The 23766-nt window shown below is 63.9% G+C and carries 21 protein-coding genes; 7 read left to right on the top strand and 14 right to left on the bottom strand.

Translation table 11 applies throughout. The features are described from left to right. Positions 1–2: 2 nt before the first annotated feature. On the bottom strand, positions 3–554 hold the full coding sequence (locus M3465_RS04175; protein ID WP_249500437.1) for a TRAP transporter small permease: 552 nt from the start codon (positions 552–554) through the stop codon (positions 3–5). Positions 555–631: 77 nt separating this feature from the next. Continuing rightward, positions 632–1648, bottom strand: coding sequence for a TRAP transporter substrate-binding protein (locus M3465_RS04170; RefSeq protein WP_249500436.1), 1017 nt, complete (start codon positions 1646–1648; stop codon positions 632–634). Positions 1649–1786: 138 nt separating this feature from the next. On the opposite strand from M3465_RS04170, the gene M3465_RS04165 reads away from it, so the two are divergent. Further along, positions 1787–2740 carry a LysR family transcriptional regulator gene (locus M3465_RS04165; protein ID WP_249500435.1) on the top strand — a complete coding sequence of 318 codons (954 nt, stop codon included), beginning with the start codon at positions 1787–1789 and terminating at the stop codon, positions 2738–2740. On the opposite strand, the gene M3465_RS04160 is transcribed toward M3465_RS04165, so the two are convergent. Next, positions 2741–3547, bottom strand: a complete 807-nt coding sequence (locus M3465_RS04160; protein WP_249500434.1) for a protein-disulfide reductase DsbD domain-containing protein — start codon at positions 3545–3547, stop codon at positions 2741–2743. Between the two features lie 115 nt (positions 3548–3662). Between M3465_RS04160 and M3465_RS04155 the strand changes: the two genes are divergently transcribed. Then, positions 3663–4241, top strand: a complete 579-nt coding sequence (locus M3465_RS04155) for a YqgE/AlgH family protein (RefSeq protein ID WP_349305021.1) — start codon at positions 3663–3665, stop codon at positions 4239–4241. 73 nt (positions 4242–4314) lie between these two features. On the opposite strand, the gene M3465_RS04150 is transcribed toward M3465_RS04155, so the two are convergent. Together M3465_RS04150 and M3465_RS04145 are read right to left on the bottom strand one after the other, a co-directional pair. Continuing rightward, on the bottom strand, positions 4315–5361 hold the full coding sequence (locus M3465_RS04150; RefSeq protein ID WP_249500433.1) for an MBL fold metallo-hydrolase: 1047 nt from the start codon (positions 5359–5361) through the stop codon (positions 4315–4317). After that, positions 5358–7058 (bottom strand): acyl-CoA dehydrogenase, encoded by a 1701-nt coding sequence (locus M3465_RS04145; RefSeq protein WP_249500432.1) that lies wholly within the window; start codon positions 7056–7058, stop codon positions 5358–5360. The genes M3465_RS04150 and M3465_RS04145 overlap by 4 nt, the downstream gene beginning before the upstream one ends. 137 nt (positions 7059–7195) lie before the next feature. Between M3465_RS04145 and M3465_RS04140 the strand changes: the two genes are divergently transcribed. Then, positions 7196–8143 carry an L-threonylcarbamoyladenylate synthase gene (locus M3465_RS04140; protein ID WP_502846097.1) on the top strand — a complete coding sequence of 316 codons (948 nt, stop codon included), beginning with the start codon at positions 7196–7198 and terminating at the stop codon, positions 8141–8143. 3 nt (positions 8144–8146) lie between these two features. Here M3465_RS04140 and M3465_RS04135 read toward each other — a convergent pair whose 3' ends face one another. From M3465_RS04135 to M3465_RS04125, 3 genes are all read right to left on the bottom strand, one after another. Continuing rightward, positions 8147–9115 carry an MBL fold metallo-hydrolase gene (locus M3465_RS04135; RefSeq protein ID WP_249500862.1) on the bottom strand — a complete coding sequence of 323 codons (969 nt, stop codon included), beginning with the start codon at positions 9113–9115 and terminating at the stop codon, positions 8147–8149. Positions 9116–9181: 66 nt separating this feature from the next. Continuing rightward, positions 9182–9745 (bottom strand): 16S rRNA (guanine(966)-N(2))-methyltransferase RsmD, encoded by a 564-nt coding sequence (gene rsmD / locus M3465_RS04130; RefSeq protein ID WP_249500430.1) that lies wholly within the window; start codon positions 9743–9745, stop codon positions 9182–9184. Beyond that, positions 9742–10953, bottom strand: a complete 1212-nt coding sequence (locus M3465_RS04125; protein WP_249500429.1) for an NAD(P)/FAD-dependent oxidoreductase — start codon at positions 10951–10953, stop codon at positions 9742–9744. Before M3465_RS04125 ends, rsmD begins: the two co-directional genes overlap by 4 nt. Before the next feature lie 95 nt (positions 10954–11048). Here M3465_RS04125 and M3465_RS04120 point away from each other — a divergent pair, with 95 nt between their 5' ends. After that, the gene (locus M3465_RS04120) at positions 11049–11537 is read left to right on the top strand and encodes a peroxiredoxin (RefSeq protein ID WP_249500428.1); all 489 of its coding nucleotides are present in this window, start codon (positions 11049–11051) and stop codon (positions 11535–11537) included. A 22-nt stretch (positions 11538–11559) separates the two neighbouring features. Here M3465_RS04120 and M3465_RS04115 read toward each other — a convergent pair whose 3' ends face one another. Next, complete coding sequence (locus M3465_RS04115; RefSeq protein WP_249500427.1) at positions 11560–12696, bottom strand: alkane 1-monooxygenase; 1137 nt, start codon at positions 12694–12696, stop codon at positions 11560–11562. A 63-nt stretch (positions 12697–12759) separates the two neighbouring features. Continuing rightward, positions 12760–13836, bottom strand: coding sequence for an A/G-specific adenine glycosylase (mutY, locus tag M3465_RS04110; protein ID WP_249500426.1), 1077 nt, complete (start codon positions 13834–13836; stop codon positions 12760–12762). Between the two features lie 61 nt (positions 13837–13897). Here mutY and M3465_RS04105 point away from each other — a divergent pair, with 61 nt between their 5' ends. From M3465_RS04105 to M3465_RS04095, 3 genes are all read left to right on the top strand, one after another. Further along, complete coding sequence (locus tag M3465_RS04105) at positions 13898–14410, top strand: DUF721 domain-containing protein (protein WP_249500425.1); 513 nt, start codon at positions 13898–13900, stop codon at positions 14408–14410. 32 nt (positions 14411–14442) lie between these two features. Continuing rightward, the gene (locus M3465_RS04100; protein WP_249500424.1) at positions 14443–15063 is read left to right on the top strand and encodes a DsbA family protein; all 621 of its coding nucleotides are present in this window, start codon (positions 14443–14445) and stop codon (positions 15061–15063) included. Between the two features lie 351 nt (positions 15064–15414). Beyond that, the gene (locus tag M3465_RS04095; RefSeq protein WP_249500423.1) at positions 15415–16986 is read left to right on the top strand and encodes a DUF4214 domain-containing protein; all 1572 of its coding nucleotides are present in this window, start codon (positions 15415–15417) and stop codon (positions 16984–16986) included. Positions 16987–17007: 21 nt separating this feature from the next. Here the strand turns inward: M3465_RS04095 and M3465_RS04090 are convergent, their stop codons facing one another. The 4 genes from M3465_RS04090 to M3465_RS04075 are packed head-to-tail and all read right to left on the bottom strand — an operon-like array spanning position 17008 to position 23715. After that, positions 17008–19050 (bottom strand): glutamine amidotransferase, encoded by a 2043-nt coding sequence (locus M3465_RS04090; protein ID WP_249500422.1) that lies wholly within the window; start codon positions 19048–19050, stop codon positions 17008–17010. Then, complete coding sequence (locus M3465_RS04085; RefSeq protein WP_249500421.1) at positions 19050–21839, bottom strand: DUF4159 domain-containing protein; 2790 nt, start codon at positions 21837–21839, stop codon at positions 19050–19052. The genes M3465_RS04090 and M3465_RS04085 overlap by 1 nt, the downstream gene beginning before the upstream one ends. Further along, on the bottom strand, positions 21839–22711 hold the full coding sequence (locus M3465_RS04080) for a DUF58 domain-containing protein (RefSeq protein WP_249500420.1): 873 nt from the start codon (positions 22709–22711) through the stop codon (positions 21839–21841). Before M3465_RS04080 ends, M3465_RS04085 begins: the two co-directional genes overlap by 1 nt. Then, complete coding sequence (locus tag M3465_RS04075; protein ID WP_249500419.1) at positions 22708–23715, bottom strand: AAA family ATPase; 1008 nt, start codon at positions 23713–23715, stop codon at positions 22708–22710. Before M3465_RS04075 ends, M3465_RS04080 begins: the two co-directional genes overlap by 4 nt. Between the last annotated feature and the right edge of the window lie 51 nt (positions 23716–23766).

Here is a 23766-nt window from a genome sequence, read left to right as displayed (position 1 = left end):
GATCAATCCTCCTTGCGCGCGGGATCCGCGTCGCGCAGGGTTTCCGCCTTGATCGTGTCAAGGTCGATCTGGTCGGGATCGGCGATCTCTTCGCCGCGCACCAGCTTGATGTAATTGACCTGAAGGATACGGATCGTCATCAGCGTGAAGGCGATGGGCAGGACGATATAGACCCACTTCATCTCGATCCCGAGCGTCTGGCTTTTCCAGAACTTGTTCATCTTGTTGAAGACGAAATCGTAGGACATCCAGATGAAGATCACGTTGAACCCGATCCAGAACAGGTCGGCGAAGGCTTCGATGTATTTGATGTAGCGATGCGGCAGGAACCGGAACTGGAACGTCACGCGGTTATGCGCGCTTTTCAATGCGGCGTAGCTGGCGCCGAAAAAGACGAACCAGACGAACATATAGACCGACAATTCCTCGATCCACGAGAACGAGTAGTCGAACACTTCCCGCGAGATGATCTGAACGAAAAGCAGCAGCACGAAACCGCTTAGCAGGGTGCGGCAGATGATGCTTTCTATGTTGTTGAAGATCTTGGCAAACATCGAGGCACTCCTTGGTTGGTCGGAGAAGCGCATGAGGTGCGCTTCTCCGCTCGGTCGCGGTCACACAGGGAGAGGTCTTATTCAGTGACCGGGTCGCGACCGATTTCCGCAAGGGCTTCGTTCAGCTTGTCGATACCGCCGATCGAATCGTAGAACTGCGGCCAGACCGCCTTGGTGGCCAGATCAATGAACTCCTGCTCATCATTCGCCGGATCGGTGATCTCCATCCCGCGCGAGACGAGCTCTTCCTTGATCTTGGCTTCCTGATCGCGAAGATACTGCTCGGAAAACTCCGTCGCGGCCTGACCTGCGGCCAGCACGGCCTGTTGTTCTTCCTCGGAGAGATCCTGGAACACCGCCTCGGAAATCACCAGCGGCTCGATCGAGAAGAGGTAGCGCAGGTTGGTGATATATTTCTGCACTTCGTCGAACTTCATCGCGTAGACGGTGATATAGGGGTTGTCCTGACCGTCGACCACGCCGGTCTGCAGGCCTGCAAAGGTTTCGGACCATGCCATCGGGGTCGGGTTCACGCCCCAGGACTGATAGGTTGCGATCATGATTTCGTTCTTGGGAACGCGGATCACCAGGTCTTGCAGGTCCGCGACCGTCTCGACCGGCTTCTTCGAATTGGTCAGAACGCGGAAGCCGGAATAGGCCCAGCCGATGATCCGAACGCCCGCGTCGCGCACCGTGTTCTCGACCAGTTCCTGACCCACCGGCCCTTGGGTCAGCTTCACCGCATCCTCAAGGCTGAGGATCATGTAGGGCAGCGTCAGCGTGCCGACGGTGGGCGAAAAGGGTGTGATGTTGTTGATCGCAAGGATCGAGAAATCGAGAAGGCCAATCGCGGCGTCGTTCACAGTGTCCTGCTCGGAGCCGAGCTGACCGTTGAGGAAGAGCTTTCCGGTATGTTCGCCGTCGGTTTCCTTCTCCAGCGCCTCGATGAACGCCTTGCCCAGCGCTTCCTGCGTGCCGCCGGCCCCGTCGCCGACCGCGATCTTGAATTCTTTTGCCGCCGCCGGTGCAACGGCCAGAAGCGCGGCAACCGAGACCGCTGTGCCCATTTGGGCAAATTTCCTGATGAAGCTCATGACTTCCTCCCTGAGATTTTTAATGAACACCGGCAGCCCCCTCCGACTGCGGTGTGTGAAGCTCCTTAGCTTGCACCGAAGCGTTCGAAAATGATACATTTTGAAACCGATGTTTCATGGATTGGAAACAAGATCCGCATGTCCCCGCCGATCCCCACGCCCAAACTGACCGACGCGGACATAAAACTCTTGAGCGTTTTCAAGACGGTGGCCGAATGTGGCGGAGTTTCCGCTGCGGAGCCGGCGCTGAATATCGGTCGTTCGACAATCTCGAAATACCTGTCCGACCTCGAAATCCGGCTCGGATTGCGCCTGTGCAGCCGCGGGCCGGCGGGATTCCACCTGACCGAAGAAGGCTTGCAGGTGCTCTCCGCCTGTGACGATCTTTTCGATTCGGTCAGCACCTTCTCGACGCGTATCAACGAGGTGCGCTGCACCTTGGCCGGCACGTTGCGCCTCGGTGCATTCGATCACTGCATCACCAACGAGGAAGCCCGCCTGAGCAGCGCGCTTCGGCTCTTTTCCGAGCGTGCGCCCGATGTGTCTCTGGAGATGTCGCTGCTGACGCCGAACCAGATCGAGCTTCAACTGATTCAGGGCACGCTCGATATCGGGATCATCGCCATGCACAGGCCTTCGCCGATGCTCGATTACCTGCCTGTGCATAGCGAGCGCATGTATCTCTATTGTGGCCGCGCGCATCCGTTTTTCGACCGCGAGCCCGGCTCTATCGAACCGGAGGAAATACACGACACCAGCTACGCCGGCATTTCATTCAATTCCCCGAACCTCATCTATGGTCAAAAGCTGGGTCTCGATCCCAAGGCCCTTGTGCAGAACGAGGTAATGCTCGCCGCGCTCATCATTTCGGGGCGCTATATCGGCTTTATGCCCGATCACATGGCGGCACCGTTCGAACGCGCGGGACAAATGCGCCGCATCCTTGCCGAGGACATCCACTATCAGAGCGACTATGGCGCCGCGACGCGCCGCGCGCCGGAGCCGAGCCGCGTGACGCGCGTCTTTCTCGAATGCCTGCGGAAATGCTACGCCGAGCCGAGCCGCCTTGCGGTTCCAGCAGGGCGGTTCTGATCACCGCGAACAGCCCTGAATATCAACGGTGCGCCGGTCTCCGATCACGGTAAAGCGTAGCTTCGACCTGTCGAGCGCGAAGCTGCCCCCCTCGACATGGACCATCCGCGTGCTGGCGTGGAGGACATCGCCCTCGCGCCGGCTGTCGGGTTCGGCGACCCAGACATGCGGATTGCCTGTCTCGATCACGACATGCTCGGTCCCGCCGGTCTCGGGCATGTCGATTCGTGTCTGGAGCACCACGCCGCCTTCCCTCGCCGGTGCGATCCTGCAGGTCACTTCCCGCACCCCGGCCTCGGCGGCACTGTAGGGCATATCGGCCAAGGCGGCGGCGATGGTCGGATCGGGCACCGTGCGATTCCCGCGAAGCGTCGCTTCGAAGGCCAGATGCGCCGGAATGCAGATATCCTTGCACAGGCCGAACTGCATCTCGCCGGCGATGGTCATGTCGGCCCCCGGTTCATACGCCGCGAGATGCAACGGGATCACCACGTCCCGGCGATATCCGACAGACCGCATTTCCTGTTCGAAGAATACATCCGGCGTCGGCCAACTGGCCGAGACCTGCGCCACATTGCGCGAGCCGGACCAGTCGAATTGCGGCGGGATCCCGACATCTCCGGGCGCACGCCAATAGGTTTTCCAACCCGGCTCCAGCACGAGATGCAGCGCGGCCATGTGGCTGCCATCGGCCATGCGCCAGCCCGGCCGCAATTCGGCTTTGGCAAGCCCCGGCGTTTCCGCAAGGGCGGAGTGTGCGGCGACAAAGACAAGCGCGGTGAGGATGAGAGATAGAAAACACTTCATGAGGTTTCAAATGGCCGCTGCGTGCACGAATTGAAAGTCACAAACCGGCGATGGCACGCGAACATCCGTGATCTGCGCCCTTGCAACCGCGCCCCCGGAGCGCCACCTTGAGCATGTGAGCAAGACCGACACCGTGACCGAACTGACCGGACAATTGCTGATCGCAATGCCGGGAATGCCCGACCCGAGGTTCGAGCATAGCGTCATCTATATCTGCGCCCATTCCGACGACGAGGGCGCGATGGGTCTCATCGTCAACAAGCCGTCGGCCGATGTGACCTTCGACAACCTTCTTGACCAGCTATCCATCGAAAGCCGCGCCGACCAGTCCGGCACGCGCGTGCATTTCGGCGGCCCGGTCGAGTTGGGGCGCGGGTTCGTCCTGCACAGCTCGGATTTCATGTCCGAGCTTACCACGCTGGAAGTGGATGACGCGATCTCCATGACCGGAACGCTCGACGTTCTGGAGAATATCGCGGCCGGCACCGGACCGGAAAAGAAGCTTATCCTTCTGGGCTATGCCGGTTGGGGGCCGGGGCAGCTGGAGGCCGAGATTGCGGCGAATGGCTGGCTGATCTGCAGCGCCAGCACCGATCTGGTGTTCGGCACCGCCGATTCCGAAAAGTGGCAGCAGGCGCTGGCCTCGCTCGGGATTTCGCCGCTGATGCTGTCCTCCGAAGGCGGGCGCGCCTGAAACCGGCGATCAAGGGGCGCTGCCCCTCGGCGCTGCGCGCCTCACCCCGAGATATTTATGAAACGAAGAAGCATCAGCCGCGCGCCCGAAAGAGCCAGACGCCGTCTTCCGACAGGCTGCGCGTGGCGCGACCCGTGTGCCAGAGGTGCAGGCAATGGGCCATCGCCTCGACGAGCGCGAGCCCGTATTCCCCATCGCCGATGCTCCGCTTGAAAAGCGGCGCGAAGCAGGCGCCGGCGGGTTTGGGCGTGGACAGGTGCGACTCCAGCCGCTTCAGCGCGCCGTGGTGGTTCTCGACAAGCTGGCTCAGCCGCAGCGGCAGGCCGGTAAAGGGCAGCTTGTGACCGCCCAGCACCAGATGATCCTCTTGCGCCAGGGCCGACAGCCGTTCGCAGGCTTCGAGCCAGTCGGCCACGGGATCGGCTTCGGGTTCGGTTGCGTAGACGCCGATATTCGGACTGATCGAGGGCAGGATCTGATCGCCTGCCAGCACCAGATCGTCATCGCGCGACCAGAGCGTCGCATGCTCGGGCGCGTGGCCGTTGCCGATATGCACGTCCCAGTCCCGCCCGCCGGCGCGCAGGCAATCGCCCTGTTTGATGCGGGTATAGCCAAGCGGCATCGGCGCGACGCAATCGGCGAAGTTGAACGGCCGCTCGCCCGCGCGTTTTTCGAGGATCGCCGCATCCATCCCGCAGCGCTTCCAAAAGATCAGCGTTTCCGGCCGTGGCCGGTCCTGTTCGTCGAGCAGCAGCATGCGCGCCATCAGCCAAGCTGTTCGGGTGGTGACGAGTTCTGCGCCGTGATCGCTCTGGAACCAGCCGGCGAGGCCGATATGGTCGGGGTGGTGATGCGTGACGATCACCCGTCGCACCGGCTGGCCGCCAAGCGGGCCAGTCAGCAGCCGGTCCCAGATCGCGCGGCTGCGGCGGGAGGCGAAGCCGGTATCCACGATTGTCCAGCCATCGCCGTCGTCCAGCGCATAGACGTTGACGTGATCGAGTTTCATCGGCAAGGGCAGGCGCATCCAGAGCACGCCTGGCGCCACTTCGGTCGCTTCGCCTTCGGCGGGCGGCTCGGGCCAAGGGTAGCGGATGCCGGATGTCGCGCGATCCTTCACGATGCGAGATCTTCCGCGCTGAGCGCAAAAAGCGCATCCGCGCCTTGCCGCGCATGGGCCAGAAGCCCGGCATGTTCCGGCAGAAGCCGCTGGATGTAGAATTCGGCCAGCCGGGCATGTGGCCCTTCGGGATCGGCCAGTGCCGCCTTGAGGTGAAAATGCGCGCCCAGCACGCGGGCGAAACCGTGCAGGAAGGGCATCGATCCGGCCAGCCGGTCCTTCGGCGCCTGCTCGACCATCCATTCGACCGTTTCGCGCAACGTCTCGCAAGCCTGCCAGACCGGATCGACGAGCGCCGGAAGGGTGCTCCGCGCGGCCTCGGCCTCTGCTTCCATCTCGTCGAGCAGGCGATAGGCCGCTTCGCCGCCATCCATCAGCTTGCGGCCCACCAGATCCATCGCCTGGATGCCGTTGGTGCCTTCGTAGATCGCCGTCACGCGCACATCGCGCGAAAACTGCGCCGCGCCCGTTTCCTCGATGAAGCCCATGCCGCCATGCACCTGCACACCCATCTGCGCCACGGCGATGCCGGTATCGGTGCCGAAGGCCTTTGTGATCGGCGTCAACAGTGCGGCGCGCGCCGCCCATTCGGGATCGCCGGTGGCGGTCTGCATGTCGATGGCGACGGCATTGGCAAGGGCAATGGCGCGGGCGGCGAAGATATCGGCTTTCATGGTCGCGAGCATCCGGCGCACGTCGGGGTGATCGGTGATGTTGCCGCTCTCCGTTTTGCCCTGCCGGCGCCCTTCGGCATAGGCCAGTGCGTGCTGATAAGCGCGTTCGGCCACGCCGATCCCCTGCACGCCGACGCCAAGCCGCGCGTTGTTCATCATGGTGAACATCGCGCGCATCCCGTCATGTTCGCCGCCGATGAGCCAGCCGGTCGCGCCGTCATATTGCATCACTGCTGTCGGGCTGCCATGGAGGCCCATCTTGTGCTCCAGGCTCACCACCTTGAGGCTGTTGGCTTTTCCCAACGCACCGCTGTCATCGGGCAGGATTTTCGGCACGAGGAAAAGGCTGATCCCTTTCGTGCCGGGCGCGGCATCCGGCAGGCGGGCCAATACGAGATGACAGACGTTGTCGGTAAAATCGTTGTCGCCCCAGGTGATGTAGATCTTCTGCCCGGTGATCGCATAGGTGCCATCGCCGTTCGGCACTGCCTTCGTGCTGAGCGAGCCGACATCGCTGCCGGCCTGCGGTTCGGTCAGGTTCATCGTGCCGGCCCATTCGCCCGAGATCAGCTTGGGCAGGTAGAGCGCCTTGATATCGTCCGAGGCGTGATGCTCCAGCGCTTCGATCTGGCCCTGGCTCATCAGCGGGGCGAGTTGCAGCGACAGGCATGCGGCGCTCATCATGTCGTTGATCGCCGTCGTCACGGCCATCGGCAGGCCCATCCCGCCATGGGCCGGATCGGCGGCGATCGCGATCCAGCCGCCCTCGGCGATCGCGCGGTAGCCCTCGGCAAAGCCCTTCGGCGTGCGCACGACCCCGTTCTCCAGCCGCGCGGGATCGAGATCTCCGGCGCGTTGCAGCGGCGCCAGAACCTCCTCGCACATGCGTCCGGCCTCAATCAGCACCGCTTCCACGGTTTCGGGTGTCGCTTCGGCGAAACGGTCCGTCGCGGCGACCTGGTCGAAACCTGCAATGTGATCGAGGATGAAACGAAACTCGGAAACGGGTGCGCGAAATGGCATGTGTAATGGTTCCTTGAAACAGGCGAACCGCCGGGAGCGGCTTGGCAATCGGTGGTCCGGGCGATAAGCAATCGCCAGTTTGCGGGCAAGCCTGTCGAAAGCGGTGTGCCCCTTCAACCGAAACGCGGCGTCACGGGATGGGCGGCTCATCTATGGAACTTCTGAGCGATACAGATGAGGGTCGCGCGTGCGCGACGGATCTTTTGTGCAAAGGCCGGCTCGTCGCCTTTCCGACGGAAACGGTCTACGGGCTTGGCGCCGATGCCTGCGACGACCGCGCGATTGCGCGCATTTTCGAGGCGAAAGGCCGGCCGAGTTTCAACCCGCTGATCGCGCATTTTTCAGATGTCGAGGGCGTGAAGCGCCATGTCCACTGGACCGATGACGCCGAGGCACTGGCACATGCCTTCTGGCCCGGCCCGTTGACGCTCGTTCTGCGCAAACGCGAAAACAGCCCGATTTCCCGGCTGGTAACCGCGGGGCTCGATACGCTTGCCGTGCGCGTTCCGGCGCATCCCACAGCCAAGGCGGTGCTGGGCGCGTTCGGCGGGGCGGTCGCTGCGCCTTCGGCCAACCTTTCTGGCCAGATCAGCCCGACGCGGGCCGCGCATGTCACTGAGGCAATGGCAGACCGCATCGACGCGGTGATCGACGCGGGGCCATGCAGCGTCGGGGTGGAATCGACCATCGTTGGCTTGACCGACAGGCCGGTCCTGCTGCGCCCCGGTGGGGTTTCGGAAGACGAGATTGTCGCCGTCCTTGGTGGCCCGATCGCCATTCGCAAGAATGTCGAGGCGATTTCCGCGCCCGGACAGATGATTTCGCACTATGCGCCGGACGCCGCTGTCCGGCTCAATGCCGTCGATTGGCAGGACGGGGAGGCGCGGCTCGGCTTCGGTCCGGTCGAGTGCGATCTGAACCTGTCGGAGCGCGAGGATCTCGTCGAAGCCGCTGCGCGGCTCTTCGATCACCTGCACCGGCTCGACAGCGAGGGCGGCCGTATCGCGGTATCCCCGATCCCGCATCATGGGCTGGGCGTGGCGATCAACGATCGCCTGAGCCGTGCCGCCGCGCCGCGTGACTGAAGCCTAGAATTTCCAGAGCGCCGGAACGAAGCTGTAATCCTCGCCTTCGCGCATGACATGGCCGACACCGGGGAAGGGGAAGTGATAGCCCAAAACCGCCATCCCGTCCGCCGCCGCCATGTCTAGCAGCCGCTTGCGTGTGGCGACGGTCTGGTCGCCGTCCATGTCGAACTCGTTATACCAGCCGGGGTGCGCGAAATTCGTATAGGCATGGGTCATCGCATCGCCCAGCGCGATAAGCTGCTGCCCCCCGCTTTCCACCACGACCGACATATGCCCCGGCGTGTGCCCCGGCGTGTCGATCACCCGCACGCCCGGCGCGATCTCGGTGCCGTCCTGCACGAGCTGCCATTCGGCCCCGTCTACGTTCAGCGAGTTCTGCGCGCCGACGACGAATTGCTGCATCTCGGCAGGCACCTGGCTGGCAAGCCCGTCCTGCGTCCAGTAAGTCTTTTCGGTCTCGCCGATGAAGTATTCTGCATCCGGCAGGATCGCCTCGTCGAAATCGTCGCGGATGCCCCAGATATGGTCGGGATGTGCGTGGGTGATGACGACATGCGTGATCGTCGAAGGATCGAGCCCCGCCGCTTCCATGTTCTGCCAGACCCGCCCCGCCGTATCGAGGAACCGGTTGCCCGATCCGACATCGACCAGAACGCGCGCGTCGCCGATCTCGATATGGATGTGGTTTGTGTGCGAATAATTCGTTTCGGTCGAAAGGTAGTGCTTCGCCAGAAACGCCTGCACCTCGTCGTCGGGCGCATTGACGCCCAGCCCTTCAACCGAAAGCCCCAGATAGCCGTCAGAGACAACCGTGATCTTCGCCTCGCCCAGCGTAAAGCGGAAATGCCCCGCGTTGGTGCCTTCAGGCGCGCCCAGACTGGCAAACGCCTGCGCACCGGGCAGGGCGAATGCCGGCATCGCGGCCGCGGTTTTCAAAAAGGTGCGACGTGTCGGGCGCAGCAGCATGATGTCTCCTCCCAGAGATAAATTCAAAGATGCGAATAACATACCGCAAAGCCTCGCGGCAATCGCGAATCACGCGCCGTCGAAGCGCAGCACCGTCACATGCGTGTCGCCATAGCGCCGGGCGTCGAGCCGCGTGAACTCTTCCGGGGCAAGCTGAGCCGCGCTTTCCTCCCAGACGACAAGCGCCTCGGGCGCAAGCCATGCCCCCGCGACCGCCGCGGAAAGCGCCCTTGCGCCCAACCCCTTGCCATAGGGCGGATCGAGGAACACGAGCGTCGCCCGCTCCTTCTCGCAGCGCGGCAACCGGGTCGCATCGCGCGCGATCACGCGGCACTCCGAACAGCCCAAAGCCGCGATATTGGCGCGGATCAAACCGAGCGCCTTGCGCCCGTCATCGACGAACACCGCCGTCTGCGCCCCGCGCGACATGGCCTCCAGCCCCAGAGCGCCGGTGCCGGCGAACAGGTCGAGCACGCGCGCGCCATCAAAAGGCGCGCCGAACCGCCCGCCGCCCAGCATGTTGAACAGGCTCTCGCGCACGCGGTCCGAAGTGGGGCGCAAATGCGCCGCCGCATCGCCCTTGCCGACGCTCGCCAAGGAATGCCCGCGCCATTTGCCCGCGATGATCCTCACGCCTTGAGCAGCGCCTTTAACTCGCTTTGCGGATCGGCAACCAATTCAGGATCGGCGCTGCGCCCCGCCTCGATCAGCCGCTTGCCCACCATATAGGCGCGCGGATCGTTCATCGCGTCGATGGCGAGCAGCCGACCGTCCCCGTAATACCAGTGCGAGGCCGTGGCGCCCTCGCCCTCGCGCACGACAACGCGGTCGTGGCCCATGTTCAGCCCGGCGATCTGCAGCTTTACGTCATACTGGTCCGACCAGAACCACGGTTTCGCATCGTAATCGCGCCCCGCGCCCATGATGTTGTCGGCCACGCATTCCGCCTGATCAATCGCGTTGCCCACGCTTTCCAGACGCAATTGCTGCCCTCGCCACGGGAAGGACGCGCAATCGCCCGCCGCCCAGATATGCGGATCGGATGTGCGCCCCTGCGCATCCGTCTCGATCCCGTTCTCGATGGTCAGACCTGCGCTTTCGGCCAAGGCGACATTCGGCAGGATGCCGATGCCCATAATGACGAAATCCACGTCAAGCGTGCTGCCATCGTTCAGCACCGCGCCCGTGACGGTGCCGCCTTCTCCGGCCAGATGATCCAGCCCGACGCCTTCGCGAATGTCCACACCATGCGCCTTGTGCAGTTCGCGGAAATAGTCCGAAGTCTCCGGCGCCGCGACGCGTTGCAGGATACGCCCCGCAACTTCGACCAGCGTCACGTCCAGCCCGCGCTTGGCGGCAACCGCAGCCGCCTCAAGCCCGATATAGCCGCCGCCGACGATCAGCACGCGCGCGCCGTTCACAAAACGCGGTGCCATGGCGTCAACGTCCTGCAAACCGCGCACCGCAAGCACAGCCTCCAGATCGCCACCAATCGCAGCGGGCAGGCGGCGCGGCTGCGATCCGGTCGCGAGGATCAGATCGTCATAGCGCAGCACATCGCCGCCCACCGTCACCGTTTTCGCCTTGGGGTCGATCGCCGTCACCGCATTGCCCAGGCGCAGATCGATCCCGTTATCGGCATAGTAACTCTCGGGCCGCAGATAGAGCCGTTCGCGATCCATTTCGCCCAAGAGATAGGCCTTGGACAGCGGCGGGCGCTGGTAGGGCGGGAACGGCTCTTCCCCGATCAGGGTGATCCGCCCCTCATACCCCTTGGCCCTGAGCCGCGCGACAGCCGATGCCCCGGCCTGACCGGCCCCCACAACGATGACGTGACCCATGCGCGCTCCTCTGCCGAATTATGATATTGGTGTCGTTGCCGCGAACCCTATATGCCGTAGCAACGAAAATGCAATTCCACAGGAAGGACACCATCATGGCAATTTCCACGGGCGACACGCTCCCGGACGCGACACTGGTAAAACTGGGCAAGGACGGCCCCGAAGAGGTCTCGCTCGCGCAGCATTCCAAGGGGCGAAAGCTGGTGATCTTTGCCGTTCCCGGCGCGTTCACCCCCACCTGCCATAGCGCGCATGTGCCCAGTTTCGTGCGCACCAGGGATCAGTTCGCCGAAAAGGGCGTGGACGAGATCATCTGCGTTTCGGTCAACGATCCCTTCGTGATGCAGGCCTGGGGCGAGGCGACCGGGGCCAATGACGCCGGCATTACCATGCTGGGCGATCCGCAAAGCGCGTTCACCAAATCCATCGGCATGGAGTTTGACGCGCCGCCAGCGGGTCTTATCGCGCGGTCCAAGCGCTATGCGATGCTCGTCGAAGGCGGCAAGGTCAAGGTGCTGCATGTCGAGGAAGGGCCGGGCGTCTGCGAAGTATCCGCCGGCGAGTCGCTGCTGAAAGAGCTGTAAAGCCTGCGTTCGGGCCCGCCGCTCAGACCGGGTGGCGGGCCTTGTTGTAATCGCACCAATCCTCGATTTCGGGATAGTAGCGCTTGCGCCAAGCCCGCACGCGCGGGTTCATCATCGCCCGCCATTTGCGCGGAAAAAGCGCGAAAAACGTCATCACCGGGTAGCCATAGGGCAATTGCGGGGCATCTTCCTCCGAATGGGCCTGCAACAGCGGAAATCGGCGGTCGGGCTTGTAGTGGTGATCGGAATGGCGTTGCAGGTTGATCAATATCCAGTTCGACGCCTTGTGCGATGCGTTCCAGCTATGGCGCGGTTTGACGTGCTCGTATTTGCCGCCGCCCAGGTATTTCCGCGTCAGCCCGTAATGTTCGACGTAATTGACCAGTTCCAGCTGGAAGATCGCCGAGGCCGCCTGAAGCACGAAGATCAGCACCCCGAGCCATCCGCCAATCGCGAAGGCCAGAAGCACGAACGCTGCTTGCAGCGCGCCATAGCGCCAGAACGGGTTGCGCCGGTGCCACCACGGCAGCCCCTTGCGCGCCAGCATGTCCCGTTCGGCGCGAAACGACGAGACAAGGCAGGATTTCAGCACGCGCGGATAAAACCGCCAGAAGCTTTCGTTATAGCGCGCCGTCACCGGATCGCGCGGCGTGCCGACATGACGGTGGTGCACCAGGAGATGTTCCGAACGGAAATGCCCGTAAAGCGCCATCGCCATCAGCAGATCGCCCAGCCAGCGCTCCCATTTGTTGCGCTGGTGCATGAGTTCATGCGCATAGACGATCCCGATGGTGCCTGACAGAACGCCCATCCCGATGGTGACGAAGTAAATTTCCAGCGGACCAAGGTGATCTGTGCGCGGAATATACCAGACCAGCCCGAAGATCATCGCGAATTGCAGCGGCGCCCAGATCAGGGTGATGAGCCTGTGCCAGAACAGCGCGCTGTCGCGGGTTTGCGGGTCGAGATTATCGGTATCCAGCCCAAGCGCCGCATCCAGCGTCGCGAATACGCCCCATGTCGACAGCATGGGGACCAGAACCCAAAGGCCGCCCAGCGTCGCTGCGGCGAAGACGAGCGGGATCATCAGCAGCGAAAGCCAGAAGGGCAGCGCGGCGCGCAGCGGAAGGCGGGTGGGGGGAGCTGTACTGTCGGCCATGACGAAACGTCCGGTTCGGGCGGATACCAGCAGATTAGCAGCCGCGATGCGGCTTCGCCAAGCTCAACCTTTGGTCAAGAGGTCATAGGCCTTGCGCATCACCGTCGGCAGATTGCCCGCGTCGAACGCATCCGCGCTGATGAACGCTCCGCTTTCCGGTTCGCGCTCCATCGGCACAAGCGCGGTCTTGACCGTCAGACGCAGGTGAAAATGCGTAAACGTGTGCCGCGCTTCGGCCGGCAGGGTGCGCCATTCGGCGCGGATCGGCGGGGCGTCCTGCGGGTCGTCGCCCCACTCGCTGCCGGGCCAGCCGAGCATGCCACCCAGAAGCCCGCTGTCGGGTCGCTGTTCCAGAAGCCAGGCCCCGTCCACGCGGCGAGCCAGATAGGCAATGCCGAACCGTGTCGGTTTGCGTTTTTTCGGCGTCTTCTTTGGTAAGTCCTTCGCCGTTCCCGCCGCCCAGGCCGCGCAAGCCTGCCTCCAGGGGCAAAGTCCGCAGGCCGGGTTGCGCGGCGTGCAGATCGTCGCGCCCAGATCCATCACCGCTTGCGCATAGCAGCCGGGGCGCTCCATGGGCGTGAGCGCGCTGGCATAGCCCATCAGAAGAGGTTTCGCAGCGGGCAGGGGCGTGTGTTCGTCATGAACCCGCGCCATCACGCGTTCGACATTGCCATCGAGGATCGTCTCGGGTCGGTCGAACGCGATGGAGGCAATCGCAGCGGCGGTGTAAGGCCCGATCCCCGGCAGCGCGATAAGCCCGTCATAAGTGTCGGGAAACACGCCGCCATGATCGTCCCGCACCGCCCGCGCGCATTTCAGCAGGTTGCGCGCGCGGGCGTAATAGCCCAGCCCCGCCCAGGCGGCCATAACGTCGGCATCCTCGGCCCCGGCGAGATCGCGGACGGTGGGCCAGCGGGACGTGAACGCCTCGAAATAGCTTTTCACTGCCGCGACGGTGGTTTGCTGCAACATGATCTCGGACAGCCACACCCGATAGGGATCGGGCCGCATCCCGGCGCGGCGCGCATCCGGTCCGATGCGCCAAGGCAGCGCGCGGGCGTGGCGGTCATACCAGTCGAGCAGCGCGACAGGGTCAGGCTGCTCACAAGGGGCTGACGGGGCTTTGATCGGGGCTGTCATTTCAAGGCTGGTTGCTCCGGGCTCGCGGCACTAGAATAGTCTTCAGGACAGGGAGTCAAACATGCGACCGCGCACGGGTCAGACAAAAGGGTTCAAAAGCACGTCGAGCCTGCTTCAGACGCAGATCCGCAAGACGTCCGAATCGCGGGGCTTCGCGCAGTCGCGGCTGCTCACCCATTGGGAGGAAATCGCCGGGCCGGACATCGCGGCGATCAGCCGCCCGGTCGAGGTGCGCTATGGCCGCGGCGGGCTTGGCGCGACGCTGACCTTGCTGACCACGGGTGCGAATGCGCCGATGCTCGAGATGCAGAAGGAAGCCCTGCGCGAGAAGGTGAACGCGGTCTATGGCTATCACGCGATCTCGGCGATCCGCATCACGCAAACCGCCGCGACCGGGTTCTCGGAAGGACAGGCGAGCTTTCAGCATCGTCCCAAGGCTCCCCCGCCCGAGCGGACGCCCGATATCACGCCGCAGGCCCGGGATACGGCGCGCGGGGTAGAGGATGAGGGATTGCGCGCGGCGCTGGAACGTCTGGCGGGCAATGTCTATTCCAGAACGCAACATCGGACCTGACGGGTCGTTTTAACAGAATGAAGGGTTTCGCAATGAAACAACGCTTGATGACCATCGCCTTCGCGACTGCCGCACTGATCGGCGGCAGCGCCGTTCTTGCCCAGGAAACGGAAGAGGCGGGCGATGTGGCGGTGCAGGAAATGACCATCGGCGCAGAAGATGCACCGGTCGAGATCATCGAATACGCTTCCTATACCTGCCCGCATTGCGCGACGTTTCATGATACCGTTTTCGAAGAGTTAAGGAAGGACTACATCGAGACCGGGAAGGTGAAGTTCACTTATCGCGAGGTGTATTTCGACCGCTATTCGCTTTGGGGTTCGCTTGTCGCGCGCTGTGGCGGGGAGGAAAAGTTCTTCGGCATCACCGATATGATCTACGATCAGCAAAGCGACTGGACCCGTGCCGGTTCGGAAGCCGAGATCGCGGAAGCTCTGCGCAAGATCGGGCGGATCGCCGGGATCGAGAACGACACGCTCGAAGCCTGCCTGAGCGACGGCGAAAAGGCGCGTTCGCTGGTCGAATGGTATCAGGCCAATGCCGAAGAGCATAATATCACTGCAACGCCGTCATTCGTGATAGATGGCGAGACCTATTCCAATATGGGCTATTCGGAATTCCAGGAAATCCTGGACGAACAATTGTCCAATTGAGTTGTTCCGGTCAATCACCGGGAATTGATGCGCAAGACGGGAGCCGGCGAGGGATTGCCGGCTTTTTTCGTATATAGGCGGCTTCTTGATTAGGTCCGCCCCGGACCTATTGTTTCGCGCGCGAAACATTGTGTCCGCTTCGGACCTATTAACCATCTGTTAACAAATGTATTTTTTAAACGCGAAAAGATACGCCAAAGCTACAGGTTATTCGAGAAGATTAGAATTCGGTTAGATTCCGCTGTGCCAACCGTTACGCCCCTTCCATCCCTCGGGCTTTTAAATATCTCTGTTCAACGCGGTTGCGCCGGTGCTCGGCAATACTGCGCGTAAAATTGGAAAGGTAGGATCATGGCTGTAAAACTGACCCTTGTTCGAGACGGAGATGAGGCTGAGCTGGTCGTCACCGCGACGGAAGCATCCGAAACCGGTCTCGAATTCTCGTTCGATTCGAAAATTCTCGCGGAAGGCGCGGCTCTCGAAGATCTGGATCTGGGCGAATCCGGATCGTTCAGCACAAATTCGACGCGCGTCGATGATGTCATCGAAACCACCGTAAGCGGCCGGTTGAGCGTGCCTGTCGCGGTTGGCGATGAAATCCTCTCCTATGAGTTCGACCTGCTGTCCGATGGCCGCATTGAGGTGCAGGAGTTCACCGGCTCGACCGGGGGCGTCGATTTCGACCAGCCGGAGCTTGCCATGCTCGATTTCGCAGGGCCGACTGCCGATCTGATCGATGGCACCTTTGCCGTTGGCAACGACCTCACCGTGAATTTCTCGAAACTGCCCGATGCGGACGATTCCGACGACATCACCTTCGACGTCCAATGGCTCCGCGACGGGGCCGAGATCGACGGCGCAACCGGCAACACCTATACGCTCACCGACGATGACCTCGGCGCGGAAATCTCCGTTCAGGTAAGCTATACCGACGACGATCAGGACAACCGGGTTGTCAAAAGCGCCGACAATGAAACAGTCACAATCGCCGGTGAGACGATCGAAGGCACCGCCGGTGACGATGATCTGGTCGGAACGGAAGGGGCCGATATCATTCGCGGGCTGGCCGGGGATGACCGGATCGAAGGCAAGGCAGGCAGCGATCTGATCGATGGCGGCGACGGGTTCGATACCAGCGTTCATTCCGGCCCGCAAAACAGCTACACGCTCGCTGTCGCGGAAGACGGTATCACGTTGACCGACCGCCGGGACGATGGCGACGGAACCGACGGTCTTGTCGCGATCGAGGCGCTGGATTTCTCAGACAGCGACGCGCCGTTCAACATCGAACAACTGACCGGCGGTGCAGGGATCGATGACGATGCGCTCGAGGATATCATCGAGCTCTATATCGGCTATTTCAACCGGGCGCCGGATGCGGTCGGGCTGAACTTCTGGGCAACGGCCTACCAGAATGGCACGACCCTCAAGGAGATGGCGTCGCTCTTCGAAGAGCAGTCGGAATTCGATGATCGTTATGTCGATGACATCTCCACCACCGATTTCGTCGAGCAAATCTATTTCAACGTCCTTGGCCGCAATGCCGATGCCGATGGGCTCGACTTCTGGACCGGCGTTCTCGACGATGGTGCAATCGGCCGCGATACTTTCGTCTATGAGTTGCTGGAAGGCGTGGATGCGGATGCCCCTGACGGCGCGTCGGATGCGTTCAAGGATCAGAAGGAGCAGGACGAGGATTACCTCGACGCCAAGACCGATCTTGGCGCGCTCTATGCCGCCACGCTCGGCCTGACGGATGTATCGGAAGCGCAGCAGGCGCTTGCGGGGTTCAATGGCAGTGCGTCGAGCATCGCGGACTCGGTTTCGACGATCAACGGCTTCTTCGCCGACGCGACCGATGCCGAAAGCGGCGACTTCCTGATGCCGCTGGTCGGTGTGGTGGATACCGATTACCTCGTCTGACAGACGGACAAGGGGGCGGCGCTATGTGCGCCGCCCTTCGCGCAGCCATGCGCCAAGGATCAGAACCGCCGTTATCAGCAGCACAAGCCAACCCGGCAGCAGCGGCGTCTGTGTCACATCCATCGTTTCGAAAGCTTCACGCGGGGTGATCCCGAGCCAGCCGCGACCGGCGGCGGGGCGGCCCATCCCGACGCTGCGGATCGACGGCACCCCGTTTTCGAGCCGCCGCACACCGCCGCGAGTGCTGTCAATGGCCGGCTCCAGTGCGGTGCCACTGGCGATGGTCTGTTCGAACTCGCGCGGCGCGGCGGGGCCCAGGCCGACCACGGCGGTTTGATCGCCTTCGGCAAGGCGGTAGAGGCCGATTTCGGGTCCGGTGTAAAGCGCCTCGAACCGGCCGGGGGAGACCTCGTTCAGCGTGATCTCCTCTTCCGTGCCGTCCGGGCGCGTGATCGTCACCGGGCCTACGGTTTCCTCAAGCGTGCGGCGGATGATGCGCATGGTCTGACCGGTGGGCTCGGCCCATAGAGCCTCTTCTTCGAGCTCGGGCTCCTTCATCATCCAGTGAGCCAGCCGGCGCAGCAGATCGAGCTGCGGACCGCCGCCCTCGTATCCGCGCGACCAGAGCCAGGCCTGATCGGAGGCCAGAAGCGCGACGCGCCCTTCCCCGACGCGGTTCAGAATGAGCAGCGGTTTGTCGTCGATGCCGGACATGACGACATCGCCCTCCTTCGGATCGACTTCGACCTGCCGGAGCCAGCGCCCCCAATCGTCGCTGCCCTGAAGGCCGGACGTGACGGGATGGCGTTCGCCCAGATCGGTGATCGCGGGGCGGTAGCCGTTGTCGATCACGCGGGCGGTGGGTTCGGCGGGCAGCACTTCGGACAGGGGAGAGCGATAGATGCTGTCGGCGCTGGCGAAATCCGGCCCTGCAGCCACCAGCACCGCGCCGCCCTGTTCGACATAATTGCGCACGTTGTCGAGATAGATCGCCGGCAGGATGCCGCGGCGCTTGTAGCGGTCGAAGATAATGAGATCGAAATCCTCGATCTTTTCCAGGAAAAGCTCGCGCGTGGGGAAGGCGATTAGCGACAGCTCGGTAACCGGCACGCCGTCCTGTTTCTCGGGCGGACGCAGGATGGTGAAATGCACCAGATCGACAGAGCTGTCGGATTTCAGCAGGTTGCGCCATGTGCGCCCGCCGGCGTGCGGCTCGCCACTGACAAGCAGAACGCGCAACCGGTCGCGCACGCCGTTGATCTGCACAAGCGCGGTGTTGTTGCGGTCGGTCAGTTCGGCCTCGGCTTCGGGCACGGTGAACTGGATCACGTTCAGCCCGCCATGCGGCAGGGTGATGGGGAGGTCGATATCCTGTCCGATGGGCATGTCGAAGCGCTGCGGTTCGGCGCCGTCGACGGAAATGTCGATGACGGTCTGCGTCGCGCCGGGGGCGGCGCCTTCGTCTTCCACGCGCAAGGTGAGGGTGACAGGCTCTCCCAGGATGGCGAAGGCCGGGGCGTTTTTTACGATCAGGCGGCGGTCCCAGTCGGTTTCCTTGCCGGTCAGCAGAAGGTGCAGCGGGGCGGGCAGATCGGGCGTGCGTTCGAGATCGTGCAGACGGCCATCCGACAGCAGGAACATCCCCGCGATGCGCCCGCGCGGCTCCTCGGCCAAGGCATCGGACAGGGCCGACATGAGCAGCGTGCCGGTATCGGCCTCGCCATCGCCGACCTCGATCCGGCGGACCTCGGTATTGGGACGCGCGGCGATATCGGCGGCAAGCGTGTCTGCGGCGTTTTGCGTCACGCTCAGGCGTTCTCCGAGCGATTGGCTGGCGCTCTTGTCTTCGACGATCAGCACGATATCGGAGAGCGGCGCGCGATCCTCGATCTGGTAGGAGGGTTGCGCCAGAGCCGCCAGCACCACCAGCGCGGCGAGCGCGCGCAAGGCCCAGCCCTGCAATCCGCGCCAAAGCGCCAGTGCGACACCCAGCGCGGACAAGGCGGCCAGCGCGATAATCACGGGCCAGGGCAAAAGCGGGTCGAAGACGATGCTGCCAGCCATCAGTTGCCCAATCTGTCCAGAAGCGCAGGCACGTGGACCTGATCGGATTTGTAATTGCCGGTCAGCACATGCATCACGAGGTTCACGCCGAACCGATATGCGATTTCGCGCTGGCGTTCACCCGGATAGCCGCGCCCGACCGGATAGAGCGGGTTTCCACGCTCGTCCATCGCCCAGGCGGCGGCCCAATCGTTGCCGCCGATCACCACCGGCGTCACGTTGTCGTTGAGGTTGCGGAAGGGCATCCCCTCGACCTGCTCTGCATCCGGCGGCGCGGCTTCGACCCAGACGTCGCGTCCCGCGTAGCGGCCCGGAAAATCCTGCAGCAGGTAGAAGGTGCGGGTAAGGACATGATCCTCGGGGATCGGTTCCAGCGGCGGAATGTCGAGCGGAGCGGCAAGCTCTTGCAGCTTGCGGCCGTTGGGGCTCGATGCGCCGAAGCCCGCGATATCGGCATCGCGCGTGTCGAACAGGATCATCCCGCCGGAGCGCAGATAGGTGTTCAGCTTGGCATAGGCCTCGTCGGAGGGGGTCGGCTGATCGGGGGTGATCGGCCAGTAAAGGAACGGGAAGAACGCCAGTTCATCGGTTTCGAGGTTGACCGCAACCGGCTCGGCCGGCTCGACCGAAGTGCGGAAGAACAGCGTTTCGGATAATCCACGCAGACCGGCCTGCGCGACGCGGTCTATCTCGGCATTGCCGGTGACGACATGGCCGAAGGTGACTTCGCTGGTGGTGGCGAGTGCGAAAGCATCGCTTTGCGGTGTCTCCTGCGCCTGCGCCTGCGCCTGCGCGGGTGGCGGTGCGATCACAAGCGCCAGCGCGAGGGTTGCCGCCGTGCCGGCGCGCGCGCCGGACAAGCGGCCGGACAGCAGAAGCGACGCGACGATATCTGCGGCGAGCATGAGTAAAGACGCAGCCAGGAGCCACCCGGCCAGCGGTGTTTCCTCGGGCCGTGTCAGGCCTTCGACGGTGATATCGGCGGGCCATGTCGCGGGCGCGAGCGTGTCGCCCGTGCGCAGGATGTTTCGCGCCATTGCGCGGTCGTCCGATTGATAGATGCCGGGCCGCAGATCGGGGCCAAGCTCGGCGCTGGCAAGCGTTTCGCCGGGCACGCCGGGAAGCTTGCTGCCATCGCTCACCGCGCCGAAGGCGTCGAGAACGAGCGTCGGTTGCCAGACCGTCCCGGCCAGATCATCGGCGCTTGGCTGATCCGCTCCGCCCGCGGCGACGGCCAGTCGTTCGAGCATCTGCACGAACAGCCCCGATAGGGGGAGCGTGGACCATTCGGCGTTGGCCGTGACGTGGAAAAGCACGATTTGCCCCTGTCCGACCGTTTTGCGCGTCACCAGCGGTGTGCCGTCGCTGAGCTGCGCGATCACCCGTTCGGCCAGCGCCGGATCGGGCTGCGCCATCACCTGCGCGGAGACAGTCACATCCGGCGGAACGGGCAGTCCGAAAAACGGGCTGTCCTCCGGGAAGGGGGCCAGCGATTTCGGCTCGCCCCAACTCATCGCGCCCCCGACGCTGCGTCCGCCGGCGCGCAGACGCACGGGCATCAGCGGGTCTTCGGCCTCGCGGCTGACATCGCTTGCGGCAAGGCGCGGCCCGGCGAAGCGCAGCAGTAGCCCGCCGCCTTCGAGCCAGTCCGTCAGCGCATCCTGTTCGGCCATGCCGAGCGTTGCGACATCGGCGAGCGCGATCACATCGGGGTTGGCCGGGATCACGTCCATCAACGTGCCCGACAGCAGATCGGCGCTCGGCTCAAGCGCCTTTTGCAGATAGTGCACGGGCGAAAGAAGTTGCAGCCCCTCGCGGTCGTCGCGACCGGCGATCAGGGCGACCTCGCGGCGGCGCAGGCTGTCGTCGGGGAGCGTCGTGGCCCCGGCGCTACGTTCGCCCTCGATCTCGAACCGCTCGATCCGGGCGCGCAGTTCGGCAGGCAGGGAAAGGGCGGTCTCCGCGCTGGTGGCATCGGCGGCGAAGGTCGCGCTCGCGCGCGCCAGAATGGCGGGATTGCCCGCCGGATCGCGGCCCTGCGCGAGGATCGTGACCTCTCGTTCCGCGCCGGGTTCGGTGCGAAGCGCGGTCAGCGCGATGTTGCCATCCTCGAACGTCGCTGGCGTCAGGCCAAGAAGCGTCTGGTTCGTCTCGAACACGGTCAGGGTGCCGCGTTGGGCAATCGTGTCGGTCAAACTCTTTCTGCTATCGCGGCCCAGCCCGTCAGACAGCCAATAGGTGTCGAAGTTGCCTTCTGGCATCAGTGCCGAGGCTTGGGCGGTCATGTCCGTGTCAGGCGTCCACGGCTCGGGGGATATGCCGGCAAGGCGGGCGCGCAGATCCTCCGCCGATTGGAACACCGCGGGTTCCGGTGCGGTCAGCTTCATCAGAGCAACCCGCCGATCCTCGCGCGCCGCGTCGGCCAGCAGACCGTCCAGCGCCTGCATCCGCGCGCGCCAGCTGGCGGCACTGGCCCAGGACCCGTCCATCAAGACCAGAAGCGGCGCGTCGCTGCGCGCGGTATCCTCCGGTTCGGGGTTCAGGATCGGGCCGGCCAGCCCGATGATGAGCGCGGCAACGGCCAGCATCCGAAGCAGCAAGAGCCACCACGGTGTGCGGTCGCTGACCTGCTCATCGTCCTTGAGGCCCAGAAGCAGGACCACGCCGGGAAAGAGCCGCTTGACCGGCGCGGGCGGCACGGCGCGCAGGATCAGCCAGAGGATCGGCAGCGCCAGAAGCGCCAGAAGCAGCCACGGCGCCGCGAAACCTATCGGGCCGAAAAGCGCCATCAGCGGCCTCCGTCCATTGCGCGATAAATCCAGAGAAGCGCAGATTGTGCGCTGCTGTCGGTATGGTGGCACATATATTGCCAGCCGGTCAGCCGGGCGAGCCGCTCCAGCCGCTCCTTACGTTTCGTCAGCCGGTCGAGGTAGCGGATGCGCAGATCCCCGGCTTTCAGGGTTTCGTGCCGAAGCCCGCCGCCGATGCTTTCGAAGATGGTGCGCCCGTCGAAGGGAAAGCTCTCCTCGGACGGGTCGAGCACCTGAACCAGAACGCCCCGCACGCCGCGATCCGCGGCATCGGTCAACGCCTGTTCGACCGGAGCGGGATCGCCGAGGAAATCCGACAGGAAGATGGACCGCGATTGCGCGACCATGCCACGCATGTCGGGCGCGGCGTAATCCTGCGCCTCGTCGGTGGAAAGGGTTTCGGCAAGCCGGGCGATCTGCGCCCGCCCGCGCCGCGGCGGCAGATCGGAGCCGGTCAGTCCGACCCGCTCGCCGCCCCGGACGAGCAGGATGGCGCTGGCCAGCGCGAGGATGCGCGCACGCATGGCCTTGGTGGGCAGATCGCGGCTCGAGGAGAACCGCATCGACGCGCCCCGGTCGACCCAGAGCATGATGCTTTGCGCGATCTGCCATTCCAGCTGGCGTACATATTGCGCATCGCTGCGCGCAGAGCGGCGCCAATCGACGTCGCGCAGGGTGTCGCCCGGCTGCATCGGGCGATATTGCCAGAAATCATCGCCAAGCCCGGCGCGGCGGCGGCCATGTTCGCCCAGAAGGACGGTCCCCGCCAGATGTTCCGCCCGCGCAAGCAGCGCCGGAAGCCGCGCGGCTTCCGCTTCGGACTGTTGGCGCAGGGCGGCAAGTTCTGTCACGCCGCAGCCTCGGGCAGGATCGTGCCGGCGGCGATCTCGTCGATCAGGGCGCCAAGCTCCTCGCCGCGCGCGCGGGCCGAGAAGCCGAGCGCCATGCGATGGGTCAGAACCGGACGCGCCATGTTCAGCACGTCTTCGGGCGCCGGGGCGAGCCGCCCTTCGAGCAGCGCGCGGGCGCGCACCGTCAGCATGAGCGCCTGCGCCGCGCGGGGGCCGGGGCCCCAGGCGACAAGATCGCGCACGCGCTGGCTGGCGCCCGGATCGTCGGGGCGGAAGGCGCGGACCAGATCGAGGATCATCTCGACCACCGCGTCGCCGACCGGCATCCGCCGAAGCAGGCGCTGCGCGCCGATCAGGTCTTCGGCGGTGAAAACCTGATAGGCTTCGGCCTCCTCCGCGCCGGTGGTGGCGATCAGGATATCGCGTTCGGTCTGCCGATCCGGGTAGGCGACGTCGATCTGAACGAGGAAGCGGTCAAGCTGCGCCTCGGGCAGCGGGTAGGTGCCCTCCTGTTCGATGGGGTTCTGCGTGGCGAGCACATGGAACGGCGCGTCTAGCCTCCGGGTTTCGCCCGCGACAGTGACCTCCTTTTCCTGCATCGCCTGCAAGAGCGCCGATTGCGTGCGCGGGCTGGCGCGGTTGATCTCGTCGGCCATCAGAAGCTGACAGAAAATCGGGCCGGGAATGAACTTGAACGCCCGGCTGCCATCGGCCCCGGTCTCCAGCACTTCGGAGCCGAGGATATCGGCCGGCATCAGATCGGGCGTGAACTGCACGCGGTTGCCATCGAGGCCCATGACGGTAGACACCGTTTCGACCAAACGTGTCTTGCCAAGGCCGGGCAGACCGATCAGCAGCCCGTGACCGCCGCACAGCAGCGCCGACAGAACAAGCTCGACCACGCGCTCCTGGCCGATGAACCTGCGGGTGATCGCTTGGCGCGCCTCGGCCAGCTTTCTTTCCAGCGCCTCGATTTCCGCGACGAGGTCTTCGGATGCGGCCATGATGTCTCTCCCTTGAAACCTGTGGGGGCATTGCGCAAAGTGTAACGTGCA

Origin of the sequence: Marivita sp. GX14005, from assembly GCF_023370775.1 — a bacterium.
Lineage (GTDB): Bacteria > Pseudomonadota > Alphaproteobacteria > Rhodobacterales > Rhodobacteraceae > Marivita.
The sequence above is the reverse complement of the archived record's forward strand: the minus strand, read 5'-3'. Positions and strand labels throughout refer to the sequence as shown.

Bases quoted from the DNA above. Each gene is read 5' to 3' on its own strand.
- M3465_RS04175 (WP_249500437.1), bottom strand. From the start codon at position 554: ATGTTTGCCAAGATCTTCAACAACATAGAAAGCATCATCTGCCGCACC.
- M3465_RS04170 (WP_249500436.1), bottom strand. From the start codon at position 1,648: ATGAGCTTCATCAGGAAATTTGCCCAAATGGGCACAGCGGTCTCGGTT.
- M3465_RS04165 (WP_249500435.1), top strand. From the start codon at position 1,787: ATGTCCCCGCCGATCCCCACGCCCAAACTGACCGACGCGGACATAAAA.
- M3465_RS04160 (WP_249500434.1), bottom strand. From the start codon at position 3,547: ATGAAGTGTTTTCTATCTCTCATCCTCACCGCGCTTGTCTTTGTCGCC.
- M3465_RS04145 (WP_249500432.1), bottom strand. From the start codon at position 7,058: ATGCCATTTCGCGCACCCGTTTCCGAGTTTCGTTTCATCCTCGATCAC.
- M3465_RS04140 (WP_502846097.1), top strand. From the start codon at position 7,196: ATGGGCGGCTCATCTATGGAACTTCTGAGCGATACAGATGAGGGTCGC.
- M3465_RS04125 (WP_249500429.1), bottom strand. From the start codon at position 10,953: ATGGGTCACGTCATCGTTGTGGGGGCCGGTCAGGCCGGGGCATCGGCT.
- M3465_RS04120 (WP_249500428.1), top strand. From the start codon at position 11,049: ATGGCAATTTCCACGGGCGACACGCTCCCGGACGCGACACTGGTAAAA.
- M3465_RS04115 (WP_249500427.1), bottom strand. From the start codon at position 12,696: ATGGCCGACAGTACAGCTCCCCCCACCCGCCTTCCGCTGCGCGCCGCG.
- mutY (WP_249500426.1), bottom strand. From the start codon at position 13,836: ATGACAGCCCCGATCAAAGCCCCGTCAGCCCCTTGTGAGCAGCCTGAC.
- M3465_RS04105 (WP_249500425.1), top strand. From the start codon at position 13,898: ATGCGACCGCGCACGGGTCAGACAAAAGGGTTCAAAAGCACGTCGAGC.
- M3465_RS04100 (WP_249500424.1), top strand. From the start codon at position 14,443: ATGAAACAACGCTTGATGACCATCGCCTTCGCGACTGCCGCACTGATC.
- M3465_RS04095 (WP_249500423.1), top strand. From the start codon at position 15,415: ATGGCTGTAAAACTGACCCTTGTTCGAGACGGAGATGAGGCTGAGCTG.
- M3465_RS04090 (WP_249500422.1), bottom strand. From the start codon at position 19,050: ATGGCTGGCAGCATCGTCTTCGACCCGCTTTTGCCCTGGCCCGTGATT.
- M3465_RS04085 (WP_249500421.1), bottom strand. From the start codon at position 21,839: ATGGCGCTTTTCGGCCCGATAGGTTTCGCGGCGCCGTGGCTGCTTCTG.
- M3465_RS04075 (WP_249500419.1), bottom strand. From the start codon at position 23,715: ATGGCCGCATCCGAAGACCTCGTCGCGGAAATCGAGGCGCTGGAAAGA.